14 protein-coding genes are annotated in these 24764 nt (G+C 72.4%); 6 read left to right on the top strand and 8 right to left on the bottom strand.

What is annotated here, in order from left to right; all coding sequences use genetic code 11:
* Positions 1 to 23: 23 nt before the first annotated feature.
* Both ACIRFL_RS14445 and ACIRFL_RS14440 read right to left on the bottom strand, forming a co-directional pair.
* Positions 24 to 2690: a cellulose binding domain-containing protein gene (locus ACIRFL_RS14445; RefSeq protein ID WP_404027925.1), complete on the bottom strand. Its 2667-nt coding sequence runs from the start codon at positions 2688 to 2690 to the stop codon at positions 24 to 26.
* 212 nt (positions 2691 to 2902) lie between these two features.
* On the bottom strand, positions 2903 to 5818 hold the full coding sequence (locus ACIRFL_RS14440) for a glycoside hydrolase family 48 protein (protein ID WP_404027922.1): 2916 nt from the start codon (positions 5816 to 5818) through the stop codon (positions 2903 to 2905).
* A 256-nt stretch (positions 5819 to 6074) separates the two neighbouring features.
* On the opposite strand from ACIRFL_RS14440, the gene ACIRFL_RS14435 reads away from it, so the two are divergent.
* From ACIRFL_RS14435 to ACIRFL_RS14425, 3 genes are all read left to right on the top strand, one after another.
* Entirely contained in the window at positions 6075 to 7556 is a 1482-nt protein-coding gene (locus ACIRFL_RS14435) for a cellulase family glycosylhydrolase (protein ID WP_404027919.1), read from the top strand.
* Positions 7557 to 7597: 41 nt separating this feature from the next.
* Positions 7598 to 9331: a glycoside hydrolase family 6 protein gene (locus ACIRFL_RS14430; RefSeq protein WP_404027917.1), complete on the top strand. Its 1734-nt coding sequence runs from the start codon at positions 7598 to 7600 to the stop codon at positions 9329 to 9331.
* A gap of 164 nt (positions 9332 to 9495) precedes the next feature.
* Complete coding sequence (locus ACIRFL_RS14425) at positions 9496 to 10413, top strand: class I SAM-dependent methyltransferase (protein WP_404027914.1); 918 nt, start codon at positions 9496 to 9498, stop codon at positions 10411 to 10413.
* A 168-nt stretch (positions 10414 to 10581) separates the two neighbouring features.
* On the opposite strand, the gene ACIRFL_RS14420 is transcribed toward ACIRFL_RS14425, so the two are convergent.
* Complete coding sequence (locus ACIRFL_RS14420; RefSeq protein WP_404027912.1) at positions 10582 to 11886, bottom strand: glycosyltransferase family 39 protein; 1305 nt, start codon at positions 11884 to 11886, stop codon at positions 10582 to 10584.
* A gap of 343 nt (positions 11887 to 12229) precedes the next feature.
* Between ACIRFL_RS14420 and ACIRFL_RS14415 the strand changes: the two genes are divergently transcribed.
* Positions 12230 to 15622, top strand: coding sequence for a hypothetical protein (locus ACIRFL_RS14415; protein ID WP_404027909.1), 3393 nt, complete (start codon positions 12230 to 12232; stop codon positions 15620 to 15622).
* 59 nt (positions 15623 to 15681) lie between these two features.
* Here the strand turns inward: ACIRFL_RS14415 and ACIRFL_RS14410 are convergent, their stop codons facing one another.
* Positions 15682 to 16380 carry a glycoside hydrolase family 75 protein gene (locus tag ACIRFL_RS14410; protein WP_404027907.1) on the bottom strand — a complete coding sequence of 233 codons (699 nt, stop codon included), beginning with the start codon at positions 16378 to 16380 and terminating at the stop codon, positions 15682 to 15684.
* 213 nt (positions 16381 to 16593) lie between these two features.
* Between ACIRFL_RS14410 and ACIRFL_RS14405 the strand changes: the two genes are divergently transcribed.
* Positions 16594 to 17205: a hypothetical protein gene (locus ACIRFL_RS14405; RefSeq protein WP_404027905.1), complete on the top strand. Its 612-nt coding sequence runs from the start codon at positions 16594 to 16596 to the stop codon at positions 17203 to 17205.
* 79 nt (positions 17206 to 17284) lie between these two features.
* On the opposite strand, the gene ACIRFL_RS14400 is transcribed toward ACIRFL_RS14405, so the two are convergent.
* The 3 genes from ACIRFL_RS14400 to ACIRFL_RS14390 form a co-directional block, all read right to left on the bottom strand.
* The gene (locus tag ACIRFL_RS14400; protein WP_404027902.1) at positions 17285 to 18121 is read right to left on the bottom strand and encodes an aldo/keto reductase; all 837 of its coding nucleotides are present in this window, start codon (positions 18119 to 18121) and stop codon (positions 17285 to 17287) included.
* 176 nt (positions 18122 to 18297) lie between these two features.
* Positions 18298 to 20124 (bottom strand): AMP-dependent synthetase/ligase, encoded by a 1827-nt coding sequence (locus ACIRFL_RS14395; RefSeq protein WP_404027996.1) that lies wholly within the window; start codon positions 20122 to 20124, stop codon positions 18298 to 18300.
* 413 nt (positions 20125 to 20537) lie between these two features.
* Entirely contained in the window at positions 20538 to 21389 is an 852-nt protein-coding gene (locus ACIRFL_RS14390) for a LysR substrate-binding domain-containing protein (protein WP_404027899.1), read from the bottom strand.
* A gap of 181 nt (positions 21390 to 21570) precedes the next feature.
* On the opposite strand from ACIRFL_RS14390, the gene ACIRFL_RS14385 reads away from it, so the two are divergent.
* Positions 21571 to 22587 carry a bile acid:sodium symporter family protein gene (locus ACIRFL_RS14385; protein ID WP_404027993.1) on the top strand — a complete coding sequence of 339 codons (1017 nt, stop codon included), beginning with the start codon at positions 21571 to 21573 and terminating at the stop codon, positions 22585 to 22587.
* A 15-nt stretch (positions 22588 to 22602) separates the two neighbouring features.
* Here ACIRFL_RS14385 and ACIRFL_RS14380 read toward each other — a convergent pair whose 3' ends face one another.
* Complete coding sequence (locus ACIRFL_RS14380; RefSeq protein WP_404027898.1) at positions 22603 to 24567, bottom strand: exo-alpha-sialidase; 1965 nt, start codon at positions 24565 to 24567, stop codon at positions 22603 to 22605.
* Between the last annotated feature and the right edge of the window lie 197 nt (positions 24568 to 24764).

Raw genomic sequence — 24764 nt, 5'->3', positions numbered from 1 at the left:
ATGGTGGCGCGCGCCCTCCCTGGTCAGGGGGTGGTGCAGGTCTGGTCGGCCAGGTGGAACGATGCCGGGCTCGTGTTGGTGTCCGACCAGCTTCCGGTGAAGCCGAAGCCCACCGAGGAGCCCGGGGCCACCGTGCCGTTCCAGGCCACGTTCTTCGCCGTGACCGTCGCACCGGACTGGCTGTACTCGGCGTTCCAGAGTTGGGAGACGCTCTGGCCGTCCGGGAAGGACCAGTTCAGCGACCAGCCGGACCAGGTGCTCGTGCCGGTGTTGGTGAGCCGCACGTCCGCCTGGAAGCCGCCCGACCACTGGTTGGTGATCCGGTAGCCCACGGCACACGCGCCGGCCGGTGTGGGGTCGGTGCCGCCACCGCCACCGTCGCCGCCTCCGCCGCTCGGGTCCGAGGTGTCGCCGTAGATCACACCCCGGCCGTTCGTCGCCACGTACACCCGCCCGTACACCCGCGGGTCGCCGGTGATCGCGGCGCCGGTCCAGCCCCACTGGTGGGCGTCGTCGTTGATCCGGGTCCAGCTCGCGCCCTTGTCCGTGGACCGGAAGATGCCACGGACCCCGCCGATCTTCGCGCTGGTGTACAGCGTCTGGTACGAGGCGCCCGTGGCCGCCTTGCCGAAGCCGATGGTGTCGGCCTGCTCGACGCCCGCCAGCTTGGTGAAGCTCGTCCCGCCGTCCGTCGAGTGCCACAGCCCGTACGCGCCGTCGCTCGCCCCGCCCGCCAGCCAGATGTCGCCCTTGGTGCCGGGCAGCGCCTTGAACCGCACGCTGTCGCCGCTCGGCAGCCCGCTCGCCGGGGACGCGGTGAAGTTCACGCCGCCGTCCGAACTGACGTAGAACCGGCCCGACTTGAACCCGTAGAAGGTCCTCGGGTCGACCCGGTCCGCCTCGACGATCGCGCCGGCCGGGATGCCGTTCGACGCCGACCAGGACGAGCCGAACCCGGTCGTGTACTGCACTCCGGTGCCCTCCGGGCTCCACACGAACCGGCCGCCGTCGGCCGCCGCCGCGACGGTGCCGCCGCCGCTGACACCCGAAGGGTCGCTGCCCGCGAACCAGTTGGCGCCGTTGTCCGTGGAGAACGCGACGTGCGGGCCCGAGTCCAGGTTGCCGACGCGCACCACGGTGTTCGGATTGGTCTCGGCGAAGTCCAGGCTGGTGGTCGTGGTGAAGGTGGGCGAGGTGTACATCATCGACGGGACCGCCGTCAGGTCCGTGTGCCGGAAGCCGCCGATGTCCCCGAGGGCGCTGAACAGCCGTGCCCCGCCGGAGGGCGGCGCGGCCAGGTCGTTGACCGCCGTCTCCTCCAGGCCCCGCACCATCGGCTTCACCGTGAACCGGCCGCCGCCGTCCCAGTCGGTCAGGTTCTCCGTGCCGTAGATCGTGGCGCCCGTGCCGTACATCATCCGCGCCGAGTCGAACGGGTCGATCTCCAGCGACTCCGTCATCCAGCCCAGTTTCGGGGTCTGTTCGGGCGGCGACGGGTTCGCGCCGAAGGTCAGCCACGGCGACGACGACACATCCATGGTGTAGCGGTTCGAGCGGTTCGGGTACGACGTGTAGTCCCAGGCCCTGGTCCAGCTGCCGCCGCTGTCCGTGGAGCGGAAGATCTGGGTGTCCGGCCACCAGGAGCTGTACGCGGTGGCCATGACGGTGCCCGGATGCTGCCGGTCGACGCTCAGCCCGCTGAAGCCGTAGTAGGTGTCGGCCTCGGCGACCGGGCTGATGTCCGTCCAGGTGCCGGTCGTGGTCGCGTACCGCCACAGCCGGCCCTTGCCGCCGTCGTACGGGCCGCCCTTGTCGCTGTAGGCGAGGTAGAGATAGCCGTTCTGCGCGTCGAGGACACCCTTGTGCGCGAGGTGGCCGGTCGGCTGGCCCGGCAGCCGCGACCAGGTCGCGCCCGCGTCCGTCGACCGGTACACCGCGTTGTCCTGGTCCGCTACCCCCACGTAGATCGTCTTCGTGGCGGTGGAGGCGGTGCCGGTGGACTCGTCGAAGGTGACCCAGACGATGCCCTGGTTGTCGCTCGCGTAGCCGGTGGTGTCGCCCGGGTCCTGCCGGTAGGTGCCGGGGTTGGGGAAGTTCGTCACCTGCGACCAGGTCACCCCGGAGTCCGTCGACCGCCACAGACCCTTGCCGCTGGGCGCGCCCAGGTACAGGACGCTGTTGCGGTGCGGGTCGACCGCCAACCGCTCGCCCATGCCCCGGCCGGGCATGTTGCCGCCCAGCTTGAACGGCAGATCGGTCTTCTGCCAGGTGGCGCCCCGGTCGGCGGAGCGCAGCACGGCCCCGTTGCCCGGGTCCCAGCTGTTGGTGTACGTGCCCACGGCCGCGTACACCCGGTCCGGGTCCACGGCGTCCGAGGCCAGGCTGACCACGCCGGTGTGCCCCCAGTCGGTCCAGCCGACCGAGTCCAGCAGCGGCGTCCAGGTCTTCGTCGACTGCTGCCACCGGTAGGCGCCGCCGATGTCGGTGCGGGCGTAGACCAGGTTCTTCTCGGCGCGGTTGAAGACGATGCCCGGGACAAAACCGCCCCCGTCGATACGGGCGTTGTGCCAGGTGTAGGTGTCGGCGGCGAGCGCCGCCCGCGGGGCGGGCGCGGCCAGTGCGGGCGGGGTGCCCGCGAGCAGGCCGGCGGCGAGCGCCAGCACGGCCGTCAGGATGCGGGTTCTGCGCACGGTGGGGGTCCTCTCCGGGGCGGCCTTGTCCGGGACCGCCCCCTTCGGGACGGGAAGCGGGGACGCGACGGCCGGGCGGCCCTCGGTGCGGGTGAGGGACCGCCCGGCCCGGTGACCCCGTCGCCGGATGACGGGGTCGCGCACGCGGGGCTCCAAGCACCCGCGGGAGGCACGGCTGGGCACCGGCCTGCCCGCGAAGCGCTCGGCGGGGACTATTCGAGGAGCTCCGCGTACGAGCCCATGGCCAGGGCGATGTCCGCCTGGGCCCAGAAACGGTGGTACGTGAAGACGGGCGCGGCGCCACCCGCCAGATAGCTCTCGATCTTCGACCAGGCCGGGTCGTCCTGGTAGAAGGACCGCAGCGACGCGAACGTGGAGGACGAGTTGATCGCGTCGCCGTTGGGCATCTTCCCGCTCCAGCCGCTCGGCACGTACACGCCGTCGTCGAAGCGGTTGTAGTCGGCGCGGGTCTCCGGAACGGCGATGCCCAGGCTGTCCTGGTGGTGCTCCCACATGCCGTCGAGCAGCGCCTTCGCCGTCGACTTCGCCGTCGCGTCACCGGACTTGGCGGCGTAGTACGTCAGGGTCTTGGCGTACGCGGCGGCCACGCCGACGTCGTCGGTGTAGTCGGCGACGGTGACGTGCAGGGAGCTGTTGGATCCCGGCGCCGACGGGTTCCAGGTGTCGGGCTGGCCGGTCCACTGGAGGGTGGAGGGGATCCGGTAGGTGCCGTCGGGGTTGATCGTGGTCTTTGACAGCGCCCACTTGACCCACTTGTCGAGGACCGTCTTCGCCGCGGCGCTGCCGGTCTGCTGGTAGTACTCGGCGACCCGCTCCATCGACCAGGCCTGGAAGCCGAACCACTGGTTGGAGGGCGGGTCGTGGTAGACGGGCTGCCAGTCGTAGTACATGCCGTAGAAGGTCGATGTGCCGGCCGGCGGGGTGGCGTAGCGGCCCTGCCAGCTGTTGGTCGCACCGCCCGCGATGGCGCCCTCGGACGACTGGAGCCAGCGGTAGAACTCCAGTTGCCGGTCCAGGGACTTCGCCCAGTCCGCCGCGCCCGTCGCCGACTTGGGCTTCAGATCGGCGTACGAGCTGAGCGCGTACGCGGCGAGCGGGTTCTGGTAGCCGCCGTGCACATGGCTGGAGCCGATGCGCCAGGCCCAGCCGGCGCTGGTGTCGCTCGCGCCGCCCCAGGCGTAGTACCAGGACAGCAGGTAGTCCGAGGCGTCCTTGCCGGTGCCCGCCGGGCAGCTGGAGGGACCGACACAGTTGCCGATCTTCTTGAAGTACTTGTCGTACATCGCGTAGCGCAGATAGTCGCCCATCTTGGCGGCCTTGCCGACGGTGGCCGACACGGCGGCGCCCTTGCCCTGCGCCTTCGCCCACACGTCCGCCCAGTAGGCGGCCTGCACCGCGCGTGCGTCGGCGTCCGGGGCGTTGGTGTACTTCCACTGCCTGGCGTAGGACGAGTCGCCGGTGAACAGGTCCAGATACCCGTTCGTGCCGCCGTACTTGAAGGCGTCGCAGGTCGGCTGCGGGACGGTCTCCCAGACCGACTCCTGCGGTCCGCGCTGGAAGGTGTTGATGTACGACGGTCCGGTGGCCGTGGGACCGGCCTCGCACTTGCCGGGCTCGTTGCCGTAGCCGTAGACGTTGTCGACGTCCTGGATCCAGTGCATGCCGTAGACGTCGTCCGTGCCGTACGCGCTCTTCAGCTCGCCCGCGATCGGGTCGGAGCCCACCGGGATCGCGGTGTCCAGCCGGGCCGGGTACTCGTTCGGGGTGTCCAGCTCGGGCGCGTAGGTCGCCGGTTTCGACGCGTTGTAGAAGGAGTTGGTCGGCTGGTCGGCGTGGGTCGGGATCATGTACTTCTCCATCAGATCCCAGGCGCCGTTGAACTTGGACCAGTCACCGGTGACCTTGCCGTACATGGCCTGGAGCCACAGCAGATAGCTGTAGGCCTCGGAGGTGGTCTCGTGGCCCTGGTCGGGGGCCTCGACGATCAGCGTCTCGACCGAGTGGTAGGGAATGCCCTCGGGGGAGAAGTAGCCGTTCGCCGGGTTGGTGATCTTCCCGTAGAGGTCCAGGAAGCGGGCGTCGTATGTCTTGGCGGCGGCCAGCTCCGTCGCGGTGACCGTCGCCTTGGCGTGGCCGGTCGCCGAGGCGGTGAACGTCGCGGTGCCGGTGCCCGAGGAGTCGGCCGTGATCGTCACCCGCTGCGCGGTGCTCCAGTCGGCCGGGGTGAAGGTCAGCGAGGACCCGCCGGTGACGCTGAGACCCGTGTTGCCCTCCGTGCGGGCCACGCTCACCGTCACATCGGCGCTCGGCCGGGTGGACAGCTTGACGTCGAACGTGCCCGACTTCCCCTGCTGGATGCCGAGTTGGGTCGGTGAGGCGACCACGGACGGTCCGGAGGCGACGGTGATGCCGACCGGCGTGGACTCGGCGGCGGCGCCCAGGCTGTCGTACGCCTTCGCCAGCAAGGAATGACTGCCCACGGTCAAACCGGAGGCGGAGAGCGAGTACGGCGCGCTGGTGTCGGTGCCGAGCAGTGTGGTGTCGTCGTAGAACTCGACCTTGCTGATCGTCGCGCCGTCGGCCGCCGCCGCGGTCGCCGCGAGCGGCACCGCGTCGCCCTGGGAGTAGACCGCGCCCGCGCTCGGGCTGGTCAGCACGGCGACCGGCGGCTGGTGGGCGCCGGCACAGGTGGTGCCGTTGATCGCGAAGGAGGCCGGGGCCGCGTTGGCCCCGCTGTAGGTGAACTGCGCGCCCGTGGTCACCGCCGCCCCCGCGGCGATCGTTCCGTTGTACGCGGCGTTCTGCACGGTGACCGACTGGCCGGACTGGGACCAGGTGCCGTTCCAGCCGTTCGTGAGCTTCTGGTTGCCCGTGTAGGCGTACGTCAGCGTCCAGCCGTTGATGGCGTCCGTGCCGCGGTTGGTCAGGGTGAGGTCGGCGGTGAAGCCGGAGCCCCAGTCGTTCGCCTTGTAGTCGACGCTGCACTGGAGGGCCGCCGCCTGCGCGGGGGCCGTGCCGGTGGCGAGCATCGACAGGGGGAGGGCGAGCGCCGCCACCACGGCGGTCCATAACCGCCGTGCGGCTCTTCGTCTGCGTCCGGGGTGCATGGTGCTGGTTCCTCCTTGTGCGGCTCGGAGAAGTCAAGGCTTGAACCAGTGGGAGCGCTCCCATAGTGGGGAAGGGGCCGGGGGCGGTCAAGGTGCTTGAAGAGTCGAAAAGATTCGATGAGCGCCGTCTCGGAAAAGTCAAGTAACTCCTCTGTTCTTTGCCGTCACTTGGCGCTACCTTCCTTCGCACCAGTGGGAGCGATTCCATTCAGTCGACGCGTCCGTCACGACGCGCCCGATCTGCAAGGAGTCGCTCATGCGACACCCCCCGCGTTCAGTACTTTTAGCCGTCACCGGTGCGGTCACCCTGCTCGCGACCGCACTGGTGCCGGTGGTCTCGGCGTCCGGGGCCACCCCCGCCTGCACGGTGGAGTACTCCGTCACCGGCCAGTGGGACAACGGCTTCCAGGGCGCCGTGACCATCACCAACAACCAGGCCGCCCTCAGCGGTTGGAGCCTCGGCTTCGACTTCGCGGGCGGCCAGCAGATCACCCAGGGCTGGAACGCCAAGTGGTCCCAGTCCGGCACCACGGTGACCGCGGTCAACGAGAGCTGGAACGGCTCGCTCGGCACCGGCGCGAGCGTCAGCGCCGGCTTCCTCGCCACGAGGTCGCAGGGCAACGCCGTACCGACGACGTTCAAGCTCAACGGGACCGTCTGCAACGTCGATTCCGGTCCGACCGATCCACCGACCGACCCGCCGACGGATCCGCCCGGTGACGGCACGGCACCCGCACTGCACGTGTCCGGGAACAAGCTCGTGGACGCCGACGGCACCGCGCACCGCATGCTCGGCGTGAACCGCTCCGGCGGCGAGTTCATGTGCGTGCAGGGCTACGGCATCTGGGACGGCCCCGTGGACGACGCGGCGATCAAGGCGATCGCCGACTGGAAGGCCAACGCGGTCCGTATCCCGCTCAACGAGGAGTGCTGGCTGGGACTTTCCAACATCAAGCCCGAGTACGCCGGCGACAACTACATCGCCGCGGTCAAGGACCTGGTGGCCCGCGTCGAGGCGCACGGCATGACACCGATCCTCGAACTGCACTGGAGCTACGGCCAGTACACCGGCAACTCGGCCGGCTGCTCCGACGTGCACGCCACCTGCCAGAAACCGATGCCCGACATGCAGTACACCCCGTCCTTCTGGGCCTCGGTGGCCGGCACCTTCAAGGACGATCCGGCGGCCGTGTTCGACCTGTTCAACGAGCCGTATCCGGACCGCGCCACCCCCACCCTCACCCAGGCCTGGCAGTGCTGGCGGGACGGCGGCGACTGCCCCGGCATCGGCTACGAGGTGGCCGGCATGCAGGACCTGGTCGACGCCGTGCGCGGCACGGGCGCGAAGAACGTCATCATGGCGGGCGGACTCGCGTACTCCAACGACCTCGGCCAGTGGCTGACCTACCGGCCCACCGACCCGACCGGCAATCTCGTCGCCGCGTACCACGTGTACAACTTCAACACCTGCGCGAGCGAGAGCTGCTGGAACTCCACGCTGGCCCCGGTGGCGGCGCAAGTGCCGCTGGTGGCCGGGGAGATCGGCGAGAACACCTGCTCCCACGGGTTCACCGACCAGGTCATGAAGTGGTTCGACGACCGGAACCTGTCCTACCTGGGCTGGACCTGGAACACCTGGGACTGCTCCTCAGGACCGTCGCTGATCTCCTCCTTCGACGGTACGCCCACGGCGTACGGCATCGGGCTGCGCGATCACCTGCGCGCCGTCAACCCATGACCCCCGAGGAAGACACCGAGAGAAAGAAGGAACCCGCACTCATGAGTCGTACCAGAACAGCGATGCTCGCCGCCCTGGCGCTGGTCGCCGGCGCCTCCGGGACGGCGTTCGCGTCCGCGTCGGCCGCGGACGCCGGTATCTCCGCCGTCCCCTGCACCGTCGACTACAAGGTGCAGAACCAGTGGGACAGCGGCTTCACCACCGCCGTCACCGTCACCAACAACGCGGCGGCCAAGTCGAGTTGGTCGGTGAAGTGGTCCTATGCCGGCAACCAGACCGCCAGCAGTGGCTGGAACGCGAAGATCAGCCAGAGCGGCAAGACCGTCACCGCGGCCAACGAGAGCTATAACGGCACGCTCGGCACCGGCGGTTCGATCAGCTTCGGCTTCAACGCCTCCTACAGCGGCAGCAACGCCCTCCCGACCGCGTTCACCCTCGACGGCGTCACCTGCAACGTCGACGACGGCAACGGCGGCGGTGGCGACGGCGGTGGCGGCGACGGTGGCGACGGTGGCACCGGCTCCCGCGTCGACAACCCGTACACCGGCGCCAAGGTCTACGTGAACCCCGAGTGGTCCGCGAAGGCCGCAGCCGAGCCGGGCGGCAGCCGCGTCTCCAACCAGCCCACCGGCGTCTGGCTCGACCGGATCGCCGCCATCAACGGCGTGAACGGCGGCATGGGCCTGCGCGACCACCTGGACGCGGCCCTCGCCCAGAAGGGCAGCGGCGAAGAGGTCGTCCAGCTGGTCGTCTACGACCTGCCCGGACGGGACTGCGCCGCCCTGGCCTCCAACGGCGAACTCGGCCCGACCGAGATCGACAAGTACAAGACCCAGTTCATCGACCCGATCGCGGCGATCCTGGCCGACCCGAAGTACGCCTCGCTGCGGATCGTCACCACCATCGAGATCGACTCGCTGCCCAACCTCGTCACCAACACCGGCAGCCGCGCCACCGCGACCCCGCAGTGCGACACGATGCTCGCCAACGGCAACTACGTGAAGGGCGTCGGCTACGCCCTCGCCAAGCTGGGCGCCATCCCGAACGTCTACAACTACCTCGACGCCGGCCACCACGGCTGGATCGGCTGGGACGACAACTTCGCCCCGTCCGCCACCCTGTTCAAGCAGGCGGCGACCAGCGAGGGCGCGACGGTCGACGACGTCGCCGGGTTCATCACGAACACGGCGAACTACAGCGCCCTGAAGGAGAACAACTTCACCATCAACGACACGGTGAACGGCACCTCCGTGCGCCAGTCCAAGTGGGTCGACTGGAACCGCTACGTCGACGAGCTGTCCTTCGCGCAGGCCTTCCGCAACCAGTTGGTCTCGGTGGGCTTCAACTCGAACATCGGCATGCTCATCGACACCTCACGCAACGGCTGGGGCGGCACCGCACGGCCGACCGGACCCGGCGCGCAGACCAGCGTCGACACGTACATCGACGGCGGCCGCTACGACCGCCGCATCCACGTCGGCAACTGGTGCAACCAGTCCGGGGCCGGCCTCGGCGAGCGGCCGCAGGCGAGCCCGGCGAGCGGGATCGACGCCTATGTGTGGATGAAGCCCCCGGGGGAGTCCGACGGCTCCAGCAGCGCCATCCCGAACGACGAGGGCAAGGGCTTCGACCGCATGTGCGACCCGACGTACACGGGCAACGCCCGCAACGGCAACAGCATGTCGGGCGCCCTGCCCAACGCGCCGCTGTCCGGGCACTGGTTCTCCGCCCAGTTCCAGCAGCTGATGCAGAACGCCTACCCGCCGCTGTCGTGATGCGGTGACGGCCCGTCGGGCCGGTTCCCCAGGGGACCGGCCCGACGGCATGCGCACCCGCCCGCGCGGCGCCGCCCCGGCTTTTTGCCGCACCGGCAACAGGACTGGTGCCCGCGCGGTGCGTCGGCGCACGCTGGCCGCATCCGGACGAGAGGCTGACCAGCATGGCGCACCGACAGCACGACCACCACGGCCGTCCGCACCCCCACGGGCACGGGCAGCGGGCGACCGACACCGACTGGTCCCAGCTGGCCTCGATGCTGGAGACCCAGGCCGAGCTGTCCGCACCGGTGTACGAGCGGATCATGGCCTGGCTCGCCCAGGAGGCGCCCAGGCCCGGGCTGATCGTCGACGTCGGCAGCGGCCCCGGCGTGGTGTCATGCCTGTTCGCCGAGGCGTTCCGGGGGGCCAGGGTGCTCGCCGTGGACGGATCGGAGCCGCTTTTGGAACGGGCCCGCGCCCGGGCCGCCCGGCAGGGCCTCGCCGACCGCCTCGACACGCTCGCCGGCGAACTGCCCGGCGTGCTCGACGAACTGCCCTACCCGGCCGATCTGCTGTGGGCCGGCCGCAGCCTGCACCACCTCGCCGACCAGCGTGCCGCGCTCGCCGCCTTCGCCGCCCGGCTGGCACCGGGCGGCACGCTCGCCCTGCTGGAGGGCGGCCTGCCCAGCCGCTTCCTGCCCCGGGACATCGGCATCGGACGGCCCGGGCTGCAGGCCAGGCTCGACGCGGTGCAGGAGGAGTGGTTCACCCGGATGCGGGCCGAACTGCCGGGCAGCGTCGCCGAGACCGAGGACTGGCCGGCCCTGCTGGCCTCCGCGGGCCTGCGTCGCACCGGCACCCGCAGCTTCCTGCTCGACCTGCCCGCGCCGGTCTGCGACCAGGCACGCGCGCACATTGCCGGGAGCCTCGGCCGGCTGCGTGACGTCGTCGCCGACAGCCTCGACGCGGATGACTGCGTCACGCTTGACCGGCTCCTCGATCCTTCCGACCCCGCGAGCGTGCACCGGCGCGCGGATGTGTTCGTGCTGTCCGCCCATACGGTGTACACGGCCGTCCGCCCGGTGGTGGAAGCGCCGTGATGTGACGGGCGGGGTCGTGTGCGGCGCCGTTGTGGCTGGGCGCGCCCGGTCGTCTGCTGCGCCGTTGTGGCTGGGCGCGCCCGCGCGGCGGAGCCGCACATTGACACAGCCCCGCGCCCCTGTGGGGCGCTGCCGTACCGCCAAGCCCGCATTGTGTTGGGTTGGTGGTCAGCAGTGGCCCGGACGGGCGTACACGGTGATGCGGGCTCCGCGTACCGTTCGGGTTGTGCAGGGGGTGAAGTCGGCTGCCAGCGCCTGGCGTTTCTCCCTTTCTTGCGGGGTGGTGTCCAGCGGCCGGCCTGCCGGGTCGCGCAGAACGATCACCCGCCGGGCCGTCAGCAGCCGGGACCGGATGAGCGCGGGGGCGACCTCGGTGCCGTACAGCGTGTGCGACTCGGCCGGTGCGCGCTCCAGCGCCAGGTCGTGCGGCCCGCGCACGGAGCCCGGGTCGACCAGCGACCACACCCGGCGCCGCGCCGGCAGGTAGAGGATCCCGTCGGCGCCCGCGCCCGCGGTGCGGACGGCGGCGGCCACGGCGGTCACGTCGTCGGTGCGGCTGTGCGGGGTGCGCAACTCCACGGCGATGGGCAGCAGCGCGGCGAGAGCGGCCCCGGAAGCGAGCACCGCCCCGGCCCGGATCCGTCCCGCCGACCGCGTCAGCCGGTCCAGCGCCGCCCCGACCAGCAGCGCGGTGCCCGCGTGGCCGTAGAGCACATAGCGGTCCACGTACAGTGGCTCGATCAGCGACGCCAGCATGAGCAGCAGCCCGGGGACCACGCACAGGGGCAGCGCCAGCGGCACCAGGCCCACCTGCCCGGCGCCCGGGCCGCGCGGCAGCAGCGCGGCGCACCCGGCCCCGAGCGCCGCGACCCCGGCGAACCCCGCCAGGGCGCCCGCCCCTATGCCGCCGATCCACGCCACCTGCTGCGACTGGCCGGTGCTCAGCGCGGCGAGCGGGGCCAGCCCGACCGCGACGGCGAGCGCGGTCCACAGCCAGGCCCGGCGGGCCGCCCGGGGCACGGCCGGCGCGTGCGCGACCAGCACCAGCACCGCGAACTCGTGCAGCAGACAGGCCACGAGCACGACGGCGCCGTACGCCGCCCAGGCCCGCCGGGTGCGGCACCGGACCGCCCGCGGCAGCAGATACGACGCCCAGACCACCAGCGCACACACCAGCGCGTACGACCGGCCCTCCTGCGCGTACCGCTGGACGGGCGGCAGCAGCGCGAACACCACCCCGGCGGCCAGCCCCGCGCGCGGTCCGGCGAGGCGCTGCCCGAGCAGGGCCAGCGTCCCGGCCGCCGCCGCGGTCGCCAGCACCGACGGCAGCCGCAGCACCAGCAGCGGGTCGGCCCCGCCGAACAGGCCGAACAGGCCGTGCATCAGCAGGTAGTACAGGCCGTGCACGGCGTCGGCCGCATGCAGTGTCTGCCACAGCCCGGGCAGCCCGCGGCGCGCCATGTCGTACGTCACGGCCTCGTCCCGCCACAGACTGCCCGCGCGCCGCACCCCCCACAGTCCGAGGGCCAGCGACAGGGCGACGGGGACGAGAACCGGGCCGCGGCGGCGCGGGCGCGCGGCGGACGCAACGCGCGGGGCGGGCGCGCGCGTCGGGGAGTGCGTGGTGGTGGCGATGACGGGCTCCGGTGCGGATCGGGCGGACCCCGCGGGCGGGGCCCGCAGGTGCGTGCACCGACGAGTCCAGACGCCCGTGGATTGATGGGCAGCCCCGGTCAGGAGCGCCCATCAACGGCCGTACGCGCGTTGTTAGCGTGGGGGACGGCCGCGCGTGGCGGGCAGGACGGGGGAGACGCGCATGGGGCGCCGGGAGAAACCGCTGGATCCGGCGGCGGGGGCGGTGCAGCGGTTCGCCCACGAACTGCGCAAGCTGCGCGACGAGGCGGGCACGCCGACCTACCGTGCGATGGCACGACGCGCCGGGTACTCCGGGCCCACCCTGTCGGCGGCCGCGTCGGGGGAGCGGCTGCCCACCCTGCCGGTGGTGACCGCCTATGTCCTCGCGTGCGACGGGGACGCCGAGGAGTGGGAGCGGCGCTGGCGGGCGGCCGTCGCCGACGCGGCCGACGAGCGGGAGCCCGACGACCACGACAGCCCCTATCCGGGTCTGGCCCGGTTCGACACCGCCGACCGCGACCACTTCCACGGCCGCGACGACCTGGTCGCCGAGCTGGCCGAGCGCACCCTCCGCACCCGGTTCGGGGCGATCGTCGGCGCGTCCGGCAGCGGCAAGTCGTCACTGCTGCGGGCCGGTCTCATCCCCGCGCTCCGCGAGCCGGCCGATCCCGGGCGGCGGCCCGCCGTCATCCGCGTGTTCACCCCGGGCGCCCGCCCGGCCCGCAGCCATGCCGCCCTGTTCGCCCCGCACCCCGCGCCCGGCGACACCCTGCTGGTCGTCGACCAGTTCGAGGAGGTCTTCGCGCTCTGCGCCGACCCGGCCGAACGCGAACGGTTCCTCGGACTGCTGCTCACCGCGCTGGACCCGGCCGCCCGGCTGCGGGTGATCCTGGCCGTGCGCGCCGACTTCTACGGGCGCTGCGCCGAACACGCCCGGCTCGCCGAGGCGTTGCGCGACTCCACGCTGCTCGTCGGGCCGATGGCGCCGCACCGGCTGCGTCAGGCGGTGGTCCGGCCCGCCGTCGCCCGCCGCGTGGTCGTCGAACGCGCCCTGACCGCCCGGATCGTGGCGGACGTCGCGGGCGAACCCGGCGGACTGCCGCTGATGGCCCACGCGCTGCGCGAGGTCTGGCGGCGGCGCACCGGCAAGACCCTCACGCTCGCCGCGTACGAGGCCGTCGGCGGCGTCCGCGGCGCCGTCGCCCACACCGCGGAAGAGGTCTACGCCCGCTGCACCCCCACCGAGGCGGCCGTCGTACGCGGGCTGCTGCTGCGCCTCGTCCATCCCGGGGACGGCACCGAGGACACCCGGCGCCCGGCGGACCGCGCCGAACTCGGCACCGACGACACCACCCGCCGCATCCTCGAACGCCTGGTCCGCGCCCGCCTGTTGACCATCGACGGCGACTCGGTCGAACTCGCCCACGAGGCACTGCTCGACGCCTGGCCCCGGCTGCGCGGCTGGATCGACGCCGACCGCGAACGGCTGCGCGCCCATCGGCGGCTGACCGAAGCGGCCCGTGACTGGGCCGAGTTGGACCGGGACGCGGGAGCGCTGTACCGGGGTGTACGGCTCACCGAGGCGGCCGAGGCGTTCACCGCGGACCCGGCCCCGAGCCCGCACGAGGGCGTGTACCAGGGGGTGTTGAGCCGTCTCGAACGGGACTTCCTGACGGCGAGCGTCGAGGCGCACGAACACGGACTGCGCACCGCGGCGCGCACCGCCCGGCGGCTGCGCGGGCTGAGCGCCGCGCTCGCCGTGCTGCTCTGCCTCGCCCTGGCCGCGGGCACGCTCGCCTGGCGGCAGAGCGCCGTCAACGCACGGCAGCGTGACGCGGCCGAGGCCCGCCGGGTGGCCGCGCTCGCCGGCACCCTGCGCGGCACCGACCCGCGCACCGCGATGCGTCTCGCGCTCGCGGCCTGGCGCACCGCCGACCTCCCGGAGACCCGCCGGGCCCTGCGCACCGCCGCGGCGCAGAGCGAACTCGACGTGTTCACCCAGCCCGAGGAGGGCGGCCGGACCCTGAACGCGCCGAACTGGCTCAGCCGGGACGGCCGTATCCTGTCGACGGTGGTGCACGACCGGCTCGTGCAGTGGGACGTGTCCACGCACCGGCGCGTCCGCTCGGTGCACCGCAGCGGACTGTCGGCGGGCGCGGTCGACGTCAGCGCGGACGGGCGGTACGTCGCCCACCGCGCCCCGGACCGCGACGGCCTGCTGATCGAGGACCTGGACGGCGGCGGCACCCACCGGCTGGGCACCGGGTCCTGGCAGAACACCGACGGCGCGTTCGGGCCGAGCGGCCGTACCTTCCTGATCCGGCGACCGGGCCCCGGCGGGCACGCACGGCTCGAACTGTGGGACGTGCGACGGCAGCGGACGGTGGTGCGCTACGACCGGGGCGACGCCGACGGCCCGTTGCCGGCGCAGAGCCCCGACGACCGCCGTCTCGCCTGGTGCACCGGGTACGGCGGGCGGCTGCGGGTCCTCGACGTGACCACGCGGCGGCCCGTCACCGTGCCGGTGCCCGCGACCACCGAGCGGGCGTTGTGCCGGGGCGACCGGCTCACCTTCACCGCCGACGGCCGGGGCGTGGCCACCGCCGGCTCCGCCGGGATCGTGACCTGGGACCTGCGCACCGGCCGGGAACGGCCCCGGCTGCCGCTCGCGGGCGGCGCACACGCCGTGGAGTTCACCGGCCGCTACGCCCTCACTTGGAGCAGCGGCTCCTTCGCGGTGTGGCGCACCGACCTGCCCGCGCCCGCCGACGACGGCCCGCGGGCGCCCCTGCTCACCGTCCCGACCACCACCTCGGCGGTCGGCGACATCCGTCTTGACCTCGCGGGCGGTGTGCTGCGCTACCGCGCGGGCGGGCGGACCGGCGCCGTGGGCACCGTCGCGCTGCACGGGCTCGCGGGCCCGGCGTGGCGGGGCGGCGCCGCCACGGCCGCCGCGTTCGACGGCCGGGGCCGCCCGGTGCGGCCCGCCCACCGCGCGGCGGACCCCGGTCCTGTGGCCGTCGACCCCGCGGGCCGCACCGCGCTGACCGCCGAGGGCACCCTGGTGGAGGTGGCAACGGGCCGCGAACGCAAGGGAGTCGGTGGAGAGGACATCCTCACCTCGGGCGCCTTCAGCGCCGACGGGCGGTTCGCCGCCGCCGCGGACTTCCGGGGCCGCGTCACCCTGTGGGACGCGCGCGCGTGGCGGCGGCTCGCCGTGCTGAGACAGGAGGACTCGGCCACCGGCGACACGGCCCTGGCGTTCTCCGCCGACGGCGCACTGCTGTCCGCCGGGTCCGGCGACGGGTCCGTCGAGGTGTGGGAGACGGCCTCGCCCGCGCTGCCCCCCGCCGTCCTGCCCGTCGGGGACGGCCCGGTGCTCGCCGTCGGGTTCACCGCGGACGGCGGCACGCTGCATGTGGCGACGCCCCATCTGCCGGACCGCGCCCGTCCGTCGGCGCCGCTCCGGGCGGCCGGCACGGTGTGCGCACGGGCCGGGGGCGGGCTGACCCGGGCCGAGTGGCGGCGCCATCTGCCCTCCGTGCCGTACCGGGACACCTGCCCGGTCACCTGACACGGAGCGTGCCCGGCCCCGCGCTCCCGATGGGGGCGTCCACCGTGCCGGCCGCGGGCTCAGTTGTTCTGGAGGAACTGGTTGGCCAGCCGGTCCCCGAGGGCGACCGCGGCGCCGTGGTCCTCGATGGGGGACACCTGCGAGTTCTGGAACAGGATGTAGGTCACACCGGAGTCGGCGCCGCCGGTCTCGGGATCGGGGTCGATGCCCAGCGCCTCGGCGGTGGCGTACGAGGCCTCGCCGATGATCCCGGTGGGGCCGGTGTCGCCGACGACCGCGTACTCGACCTTGCCGGAGTAGACGACGGCGACCACGCCACCGCCCCTGATGCCGGCGTTCGCGTAGTTCCAGACGCCGCTGGGGCTTGGCACCACGACGTAGGGCAGTGTGTCCGCCTTCAGCGGCCTGCCGTCGGACTGGTGGAAGGCCGTGTCGTCCTGGTACCAGGGGTCGGTGCTCTCATTGCAGTGGGCGGTGCGCTGGCCGTCGCAGTCGATGTCCATGTCGGCCTTCCAGAACACCGCGCCGTTCTTGCCGCACACGGGGATCGTGGCCGAGGTCTCCTCGTCGGTCCGGTACGTGCCGTTGGAGATCTGCTGACAGGACGTCACCTTGGCGAGCAGGGCGGCCGCGCTGACGGTGCCCTCCTGGGCCGCGGCGGGGGTGGTGGGGGCGGTCGAGGCGCTTGCGGGGAGCACGCCGGCCGCGAGCAGGGCGGCGGCGGAGGCCGCGGTCAGGGTCAGTGGTCGCATGCGCACTGTGGGGGACCCTTCTCTGTTAGGAAAGTTTCCTTACCAGTGCGCTCCAAGGTGGCCTTCTTTACGTGCCCTCGTCAAGCCCCCGTGCGACCGTGTGTCGCCCGTGCCGTTTGCGGCGGCCGGTGCCGCGGTCAAGACTGGGTCAAGCGGACAGGTCCGGATCCTCGGGGGTGTTCCCGCGCCGTTACCCGGCTTCCGCGGAGGTGAGGCGGCATGTTCGTCCGCACGGTGTACGCGACCGGAGACCCCACGAAGATCGACGCGGCCCTCCGCGCCCTCAACACGGAAGGGCGGGAACTGCTCGCGGACCGCCCCGGCTACCGCGGCGCGGGCGTCTTCGTGGACCGGGAACTCGGCAAGCTGCTCTCGGCCAGCTGGTGGGCCTCCGCGGCCGACCGGCACAACAGCGACGAGGTGATGCGCGTGAAACGGGCCGCGCTCCTGGAGCCGTTCGCGGGCACCGTGACGGTGGACAACTACGAGGTGGCGGCCCTCCATGTGCTCCAGCACCCCCGGATGGGCGGCGGACTGCGCGTCACCAGGCTGGAGTTCGACCCCGCCGATGCGGACCTGCTCAGCGACGTCTTCCGGGCGTCGGTGCTGCCGCGGCTCGAAGCGGCACGCGGCGTCGCCGGCGCGTCCCTGTTCGTGGACCGGGAGCGCGGACGCGGCATGGTCGGCATGCTCTTCGTCGACCGTGACGCACTGGCCGCGTCCCGGTCGGGCCACGCACTCGCCCGGCACGAGGGCGTGGCCAAGGCGCATGCGGCCGTGACCGCGCTGGAGGAGTTCGAGGTCGTGCACGCGGACGTACGGCCCGACTGACCGCCCCGCGGCACGCCCGAACGCCCTGCGGTGCAAGAATCGCGCCGCGGGGGCGTGCGGAACATCCGGTCCGGGCGGCTCAGCGGGGGTCGAACGTCGCCGGGTCCGGGCCCAGCCTGCGGTCCTCGTTGAGCGCGCCGATCGCCGCCAGGTCCTCGGCGTCCAGGCTGAAGTCGAAGACCTCGATGTTCTCCCTGATCCGGGACGGCGTCACGGACTTCGGGATCACGATGTTGCCCAGCTGGACGTGCCAGCGCAGCACCACCTGGGCCGGAGTGCGATTGTGCTTCTGCGCGACGGCCACGATCGCCGGCACCCCCAGCAGGCCCTTGCCCTGGCCGAGCGGCGACCACGCCTCGGTGGCGATGCCCTGCTCGGCGTGGTACTCACGGGCCGCGTGCTGCTGCAGATGCGGGTGGAGTTCGATCTGGTTGACCGCGGGGATGACCGACGTCTCGGCGATCAGCCGCTCCAGGTGCTCGGGCAGGAAGTTGGAGACGCCGATGGCCCGGATGCGGCCGTCGGCGTACAGCTTCTCGAATGCCTTGTAGGAGTCGGTGGACGTGCCGTGGGACGGCAGCGGCCAGTGGATCAGATACAGGTCGAGGTGGTCCAGGCCCAGCTTCTCCAGTGAGGCGTCGAAAGCGCGCAGTGTCGCGTCGTACCCCTGGTCGGCGTTCCAGAGCTTGGTGGTGACGAAGATGTCCTCGCGGGGCAGTCCGGAGGCGGCGATCGCCCTGCCGGTGCCCTCTTCGTTGCCGTAGATCGCCGCTGTGTCGATGCTGCGGTACCCGGCCTCCAGCGCCGTGGCGACGGCCCGCTCGGCCTCGTCGTCCGGCACCTGCCACACGCCGAAGCCCAGCTGGGGCATCTCGACGCCGTTGTTGAGGATGATCGGGGGGACCTTGCTGCTCACGAGCTCTTGATCCTTCGGTTGCGGACAGGTATTACCACCATCGTCAACGATCACGGCCCGCCGCGCATTCCTGACCATGAAATACGCCGGAACTGACCGGAGAGCCCACTGCGGTGGCGAAGAACGACCGGTCCTGCACAGGTACCGACCGTGGCCCGCGGTCGCCCGGGGCGCGCTCACGCGTGGTACAGGGCCTCCACCTCGCTCGCGTAGGCGTTCTCGATCGCCTTGCGCTTCAGCTTCAACGACGGCGTCAGCAGACCGTGTTCCTCGGTGAACGGCTGGGCCAGGATGCGGAACGTGCGGATCGACTCCGCCTGCGACACCAGGGTGTTGGCGGCCACCACCGCGCGCCGCACCTCGGTCTCCAGATCCGGGTCGCGGACCAGTTGGGCCGACGTCATCCGCGGCTTGCCGCGCATGGTCAGCCAGTGCTCGATCGCCTCCTGGTCGAGGGTGACCAGCGCGGCGACATACGGACGGTCGTTGCCGACCACGATGCACTGGTTGACCAGCGGATGGTCACGGACGCGCTCCTCCAGCACCCCGGGGGACACGCTCTTGCCGCCGGAGGTCACCAGGATCTCCTTCTTGCGGCCGGTGATGGTCAGATAGCCGTCCTCGTCCAGGGAACCCAGGTCGCCGGTGGCCAGCCAGCCGTCGTGCAGCGTCTCGTCGGTGGCCTTCTGGTTGTTGAGGTAGCCCTGGAACAGGTTGGCGCCGTGCAGCCAGATCTCCCCGTCGTCCGCGATGTGCACCGTCACACCCGGGATGGCCTGGCCGACGGTGCCGTAACGGGTGCGTTCGGGCGGGTTGGCGGTGGCGGCGGCCGTCGACTCCGTGAGGCCGTAGCCCTCGTAGATCTGCACGCCCGCGCCCGCGAAGAACAGCCCGAGCCTGCGGTCCATGGCCGAACCGCCGGACATCGCGTTGCGGATCCGGCCGCCCATGGCCGCCCGGACCTTGGAGTAGACGACCTTGTCGAAGAACTGGTGCTGCATGCGCAGACCCGCCGACGGGCCGGGCCCGATGCCCCAGGCCCTCGCCTCCATCGCGTCCGCGTACCGCACCGCGACGTCGACGGCCTTCTCGAACGGCCCGGCCTTGCCCTCCTTCTCCGCCTTGCGCCGGGCCGAGTTGAACACCTTCTCGAAGATGTACGGCACCGCGAGGATGAAGGTCGGCCGGAACGCCTGCAGATCGGGCAGCAGCGCGGCGGCGTTGAGCTGCGGCTGGTGCCCGAAGCGCACCCCGCCGCGGATCGCGGCGACCTCCACCATCCGTCCGAAGACATGCGCGAGCGGCAGGAACAGCAGGGTCGCCGCCTCGTCGCCCTTACGGGAGTGGAACACCGGCTCCCAGCGCTCGATGACCGTGTCCGCCTCGAACATGAAGTTGCCGTGCGAGATCAGGCAGCCCTTGGGGCGGCCCGTCGTCCCCGAGGTGTAGATGATCGTGGCGACCGACTCCGGGGTGACGGCCCGGCGGTGCCGGTGCACCATCTCGTCGTCGAGGTGCGCGCCGGCGTCGTACAGCTCCTGCACGGCGCCCGAGTCCAGCTGCCACAGCTGGCGCAGCTGCGGCAGTCGGCCGATGACCGTGGCGATCGTCATGGCGTGGTCCTCGTGCTCGACGACCGCCGCGGACACCTCCGCGTCGTACAGCATCCAGAAGCACTGCTCGGCCGAGGAGGTGGGGTAGACCGGCACCACCTGCGCGCCGATGCTCCACAGCGCGTAGTCGAAGAGGGTCCACTCGTAGCGGGTACGGGACATGATGGCGACCCGGTCGCCGAAGCGGACGCCGCGCGCGAGCAGGCCCTTGGCGAGGGCCAGGACCTCGTCGCGGAACTCGGCGGAGGTCACGTCCCGCCACCGGCCCAGCTCGTCCTTGCGGCCGAGGGCGACATGGAGCGGGTCCCGGACGGCATGCTCGAAGACGACGTCGGCCAGACCGCCCACCGGTGGTGCCGACGCCGACGGAGGGTTGGTGAACTCGCGCAAACCCCGCTCCCGCTCCTCGGTGGCGCTCCGCACAGCGCCGTGAAAGCTACCCCACCCGTCGACGGGGCGGGAGGGGGTACGAAACCGGCCAATCCCTGCGTATGCCTCCGGTGGCCACCCGGAAATACCGCTCACACGGGGAACGGCCGGACAGAACAACCTACGGTTCAGTAGGTTGCGGTTCCCCAACCTCCACCAAATCTGTACACCCCACCCACTACACCCCCGAGCCCCACAGACGGCGCCCCGATAGGGGCGCGGGGCTGTATCAATGTGCGGCTCCGCCGCGTGGGCGCGATCAGCCACGACGTCGCCGCAGTCGCCCATGGCGCGGTGGTGCCGAGGCGAGATCGCGGCTGCGGCCAGCCAGGACGGCGCCGCAGATGAACTACCGCCCGCATTCGACGGCGCCCCTAGCGGAGCGCACCCGTGAGGATGGCCGCCGCCAGCGCCCGCGCAGCATTCCGGGCCGGCGCCGGATGGCGACCGTGGACCAGCACGAAGTCGACCTCGCCCAGCTCCGGCAGCCCCGCCCGGTCCGGCACCCGGAACAGTCCCGGCGGCACCAGCCCGCGTGAGTGCGCCATCACACCGAGCCCGGCCCGGGCCGCCGCGATGAGGCCGTTGAGGCTTCCGCTGGTGCACACGATGCGCCACGCGCGGCCCTGCCGTTCCAGCGCCTCAAGGGCCAGCGCCCGGGTGATGCCGGGCGGCGGGAACACGATGAGCGGCACCGGCCGGTCCGGATCCAGGCGGAGCCGTTCCGCGCCGATCCACACCAGGTCGTCGTGCCAGACCAGTTCGCCGCGCGGGTCCTCGGGCCGCCGCTTGGCCAGCACCAGGTCCAGCTTCCCCGCGGCCAGCTGTTCGTGCAGCGTGCCGGAGAGTTCGACGGTCAGCTCCAGGTCCACCTCGGGATGGTCGTACCGGAAGCCCTCCAGGATCTGCGGCAGCCGGGTCAGTACGAAGTCCTCCGAGGCGCCGAAGCGCAGCCGGCCCCGCACCCGCGTGCCGGTGAAGAACGCCGTCGCCTGCTCGTGCACCTCCAGGATCCGGCGCGCGAACCCGAGCATGGCCTCGCCGTCCTCGGTCAGCTCCACGGAGTGGGTGTCGCGGGTGAACAGCTGGCGCCCCGCGGCGTCCTCCAGCCGCCGCACATGCTGACTGACGGTGGACTGGCGCAGCCCCAGCCGCCGGGCGGCCTGCGTGAAGCTGAGCGTCTGGGCCACGGCGAGGAACGTCCGCAGCTGGGAGGGGTCGTACACACGGCCAGGCTATCGCGACACATGATGACAGTGAGAACGGTATGCCGGATTCCCGATCACCGACCGGAGGAGGACGATGAAGAGGGGCCCCACGGGCCCAGCGCCACCCGGACACACCGCACGACGAGCCCTGACGCACAGCAAGTGGAGCACCGTGAAACGCCTGCACTGGCCGAGCTGGATGCCGATCGACCCGTACATCCTGCTGCTGCTCGGGACGGTGGGCCTCGCCGCGCTGCTGCCCGCCCGGGACACGGCCGCCGATGTGGCGTCCGGCGGTGCGACGGCCGCGATCGCCTTCCTCTTCTTCCTCTACGGCGCCCGCCTGTCCACCCGTGAGGCACTCGACGGGCTGCGCCACTGGCGGCTCCACGTCACCGTCCTCGCCTGCACCTTCGTGCTGTTCCCGGTGCTCGGCCTGGCCGCCCGCGGCCTGGTGCCGGTCCTGCTGACCCACCCCCTCTACCAGGGCCTGCTGTTCCTCACCCTGGTGCCGTCGACGATCCAGTCGTCCATCGCGTTCACCTCGATCGCCCGCGGCAACGTGCCCGCCGCGATCTGCGCGGGCTCCTTCTCCTCGCTGGTCGGCATCGTGCTGACCCCGCTGCTGGCGGCGGCGCTGCTCGGCAACAGCGGCGGCGGGTTCTCCGCCGACTCACTGATCAAGATCGTGCTCCAGCTGCTGGTGCCGTTCCTCGCCGGACAGCTGCTGCGCCGGTGGGTGGGCGGCTTCATCGCCCGGCACAAGAGGGTGCTCGGACTGGTCGACCGCGGCTCGATCCTGCTCGTCGTCTACACCGCGTTCAGCGAGGGCATGGTCCAGGGGATCTGGCACCAGGTGAGTCCCGCCCGGCTGGCCGCCCTGCTCGCCGTCGAGGCCGTCCTGCTCGCCGTGATGCTCGCCCTGACCTGGTACGGCGCCAAGGCACTGGGCTTCACCCGCGGGGACCGCATCGCGATCCAGTTCGCCGGCTCGAAGAAGTCCCTGGCCTCCGGGCTGCCCATGGCGAGCGTCCTGTTCGGCGCGCACGCCTCCCTTGCGGTGCTGCCCCTGATGCTCTTCCACCAGATGCAGCTGATGGTCTGCGCGGTCATCGCCAAGCGCCGGGCGCGCGACCCCGAGGAGGCGGCCACGGCCACCGCCGCACCGGCCGTGACGGCGCCCGCCGCGGCCGGCACGGGCACGCGTCCGCGCTGATGCCCGCCGTCCGGTTCAGGGACGCCCGGGAGGGCCGGACACCCGGTCCAGGGGCAGCCACAGCACGGTGTCCCGCAGGGAGCGCGGCGCCCCCGGTCCGTTCAGCTCCGCGTCGGGCAGCGCCCGGTCCCAGACATGCACGTCGTCGATCGCCCCGGTGAAGAACGCCCGGCCGTCCATGCGCTGGCCGATGTGCACGCCGAAGGGCGAATCGCGGCTGACCGAGCCCGGCACGTCGGCGACGGACGACGTCTCGCCGTCCAGGACGAGGGTCAGCCGCCCGCCGCCGCGGCGCAGCGCCAGGTGGTGCCAGCGGCCGTCGTTGCGGGCGCCGGGCGCGGTGACCGCCGCCGTGCGGGCCGCGGTCGCGCCCTGCCGCGCGGTGATCAGCCCGCGCACCCGGTCGCTGTCGGGTTCGGCGCGCAGCCACACCTGCGGCCGGCCGGTGCCGGTGCCGCCCATCCACAGCAGCGGCTGCTCCCCGGCGGTGGCCGTGGTGCGGAACCACAGCGACACGGTGAAGTCCCGGGTGCCGAGCGGCAGCCGGTCGTCGTAGGGCAGGCGTACGGCGTCGTCGGCGCCGTCGAACTCCAGGGCGCCGCCCGATACGCCGGCCGTCGTGCCGGCGCCGCCCAGCACCGCCGCGCTCGGGGCGCGCGGGGCCAGGTCGGGGGTGGTGGGATCGGGGCCGCGGCGCGGGCGCAGCCAGCCCTCGGTGAAGCGGGCGAACCGGATCTCGTCGCGGGCGTCGGCCGTCCCGCCCTCGTACAGCAGGCCCACCGTGTCGCCGGCGATGCGCGCCATGTCGGAGTAGCCGGACCAGTCCGTGGTGACGACCGTGCCGCGGTCCACGCTGTCCCAGGTGCGGCCGCCGTCGTAGGACGAGCGGATCATCATGGTGCGGCGCCGGTCGGGGTCGCCGGGGCAGGCCAGCAGGAGCCGGCCGCCGAGCCGCAGCGTCGAGCACTGCACCTGCGGCGCGTACAGGTCCGGGAGGTTCCGGAAGGGGGCGGTGAAGCTGCCGCCGCCGTCGCGGCTGACCGTCTGGGTGCGGTGGCCGAGGTCGGTGCCGTCCTGTTCGCGAGCGCTGACCAGGAGGGAGCCGTCGGCGCGCTCGGCGAGCGTCAGCTCGGACGGCTTCTGCCGGAAGGTGCCGTCGGCGGCCACCGGGCGGCTGTCCGTGGCGCCGGTCCGCCAGTGGGCGCCGCCGTCGTCGCTGACGATGAGCGCCGCGTGGTCGGCGGTGACCCGGTTGCCGTTCCAGGTCTCGGCGTTGACGCCGAAGACGAGCCGGCCCGCGTACCGGCCGTGGTCGAGCTGGAGGCCGTGCACGGGACCGGTGGCGTACCAGGAGTTCCAGTCGGGCGGCAGGATCTCCGGGCTCAGATCGCGCGGTGCCGACCAGGTCAGGCCGTCGTCGTCGCTGTACTGCAGGTGCGGGGTGCGGTCGCAGGGCACGGAGCAGCTCGCGGCGTCCGTGCGGCCCGTGTTGTACGTCTCGGCCAGCAGGATGCGGCCCGTCGCGCGGTCCACGAGGGGCGCCGGGTTGCCGTGGGTGTCGCCCCCGCCCTCGTTGACCACCTGGAGCGGGCCCCAGGTGCGGCCGCCGTCGGTGGAGCGCTTCAGTACGAGGTCGACGTCGGCGGCGTCACCGCAGTTGAGGACCCGGCCCTCGGCGAACGCGAGGAGCGTGCCGGCGGTCGTCCGCACGATCGCCGGGATGCGGAAGCAGGCATAGCCCGGATCCTGGGCGGCCTTGAAGAGGGCCGACTGGGCGAGGCCGGGGGAGCCGGGGGCCGCCTGGGCGTACGCCGGCTGGGTGTACGCCGACTGGGTGCGCGTCGGCCGGGCGTGCGCGGGGTGGGGCAGCAGGAGCAGTACGGCCGCGGTGAGTGCGGCGGCCCGGACGGATCTCGTGCGTGGCCCCCGGCTCCTGGGGAGCCGGGGGCCACGGAGGACTGCGCCGGTTCTGCGTGGCATGTGCGGCCTGCCCTTCACGCGTCGGACATACGGGCATCGGGACATTCGGACATCCGACGTCCAATGTCCCTATCTCAGACGTTAGTTGGGGCTCGCTGCGGCTCACAAGCACGCTGTCGCCCATTCGGGGGGCGCGGTTGACGTCCCGTCATGAGCCACTACGCCTTCCACGGGCGCGGCGTTGTGGCTGGTCGCGC

The sequence above is a fragment of the Streptomyces sp. NPDC102462 genome (assembly GCF_044765425.1).
In the GTDB taxonomy this organism is placed as follows: Bacteria; Actinomycetota; Actinomycetes; order Streptomycetales; family Streptomycetaceae; genus Streptomyces.
Note: the sequence above shows the minus strand (reverse complement) of the source record. Positions and strands in the feature narration are given on the sequence as shown.